10 tRNA genes and 1 rRNA gene are annotated in these 1166 nt (G+C 48.3%); all 11 read left to right on the forward strand.

The features are described 5' to 3' along the window. Positions 1 to 88: ribosomal RNA gene (gene rrf / locus KNQ07_RS15940) — 5S ribosomal RNA — on the forward strand; the annotation flags it as partial. A 72-nt stretch (positions 89 to 160) separates the two neighbouring features. Then, a tRNA-Asp gene (locus KNQ07_RS15945) sits at positions 161 to 236 on the forward strand. Between the two features lie 27 nt (positions 237 to 263). Then, a tRNA-Phe gene (locus tag KNQ07_RS15950) sits at positions 264 to 339 on the forward strand. An 8-nt stretch (positions 340 to 347) separates the two neighbouring features. Continuing rightward, a tRNA-Thr gene (locus tag KNQ07_RS15955) sits at positions 348 to 423 on the forward strand. 10 nt (positions 424 to 433) lie between these two features. Then, a tRNA-His gene (locus KNQ07_RS15960) sits at positions 434 to 509 on the forward strand. A gap of 24 nt (positions 510 to 533) precedes the next feature. Then, a tRNA-Lys gene (locus tag KNQ07_RS15965) sits at positions 534 to 609 on the forward strand. Between the two features lie 9 nt (positions 610 to 618). After that, positions 619 to 702, forward strand: a tRNA-Leu gene (locus KNQ07_RS15970). Between the two features lie 10 nt (positions 703 to 712). Next, positions 713 to 787: transfer RNA gene (locus KNQ07_RS15975), tRNA-Gly, on the forward strand. A gap of 35 nt (positions 788 to 822) precedes the next feature. Next, positions 823 to 905: transfer RNA gene (locus tag KNQ07_RS15980), tRNA-Leu, on the forward strand. Positions 906 to 913: 8 nt separating this feature from the next. Continuing rightward, positions 914 to 987: transfer RNA gene (locus KNQ07_RS15985), tRNA-Arg, on the forward strand. Positions 988 to 992: 5 nt separating this feature from the next. Then, positions 993 to 1069 (forward strand) — tRNA-Pro (locus KNQ07_RS15990). The last annotated feature ends 97 nt before the right edge of the window (positions 1070 to 1166 follow it).

Below are 1166 nucleotides of genomic sequence, written 5' to 3' on the forward strand. Positions count from 1 at the left end.
CCGTTCCCATGCCGAACACGGAAGTTAAGCACTTGAACGCCGAAAGTAGTTGGGGGCTTCCCCCTGTGAGGATAGGACGTTGCCAGGCATACTTTTTTAATAAAGTATTTGACAATTTTGACTGATTGATATAGTATTATAGAAGTCGTCAAGTTACCACGGTCCTGTGGTGTAGCGGTTAACATGCCTGCCTGTCACGCAGGAGATCGCGGGTTCGAATCCCGTCAGGACCGCCATTTTTATTTACCAAAACTTTTTAGTATGGCTTTGTAGCTCAGTCGGTAGAGCAGAGGACTGAAAATCCTCGTGTCGGCGGTTCGATTCCGTCCAAAGCCACCATTACACCTGCCGGTGTAGCTCAGCTGGTAGAGCAACTGACTTGTAATCAGTAGGTCGCGGGTTCGACTCCTGTTGCCGGCACCATCTTAATATGGCGGTTGTGGCGAAGTGGTTAACGCACCGGATTGTGATTCCGGCATTCGTGGGTTCAATTCCCATCAGTCGCCCCATTTTATTTTAACTTAATACTATTTGTGTCATTAGCTCAGTTGGTAGAGCATCTGACTTTTAATCAGAGGGTCGCAGGTTCGAATCCTGCATGACACACCATTTTTTTATGCGGGTGTGGCGGAATTGGTAGACGCGCTAGATTTAGGATCTAGTGTCTTTGACGTGGGGGTTCAAGTCCCTTCACCCGTACCATTATATGTATGCGGAAGTAGTTCAGTGGTAGAATACGACCTTGCCAAGGTCGGGGTCGCGGGTTCGAATCCCGTCTTCCGCTCCAATTTTTCATCTAAGAAACATCAAATAGCATAATTTGCGGTCGTGGCGGAATGGTAGACGCGCTAGGTTGAGGGCCTAGTGGTGGCAACACTGTGGAGGTTCAAGTCCTCTCGACCGCACTTATTATGCACCCTTAGCTCAGCTGGATAGAGTACTTGACTACGAATCAAGGGGTCGGGAGTTCGAATCTCTCAGGGTGCACTTTTCGGGAAGTAGCTCAGCTTGGTAGAGCACTTGGTTTGGGACCAAGGGGTCGCAGGTTCGAATCCTGTCTTCCCGACCATTATTTTTCATATCGGACTTTGAAAACTGAACGATGAGGCAAAAAACGTATCTTCGGATACAAACAATGAATGAAGCGCAAGCTTCGTCAACGTGAC

This window comes from Exiguobacterium sp. s145 (assembly GCF_018618835.1).
GTDB classification, from domain to species: domain Bacteria; phylum Bacillota; class Bacilli; order Exiguobacteriales; family Exiguobacteriaceae; genus Exiguobacterium_A; species Exiguobacterium_A artemiae.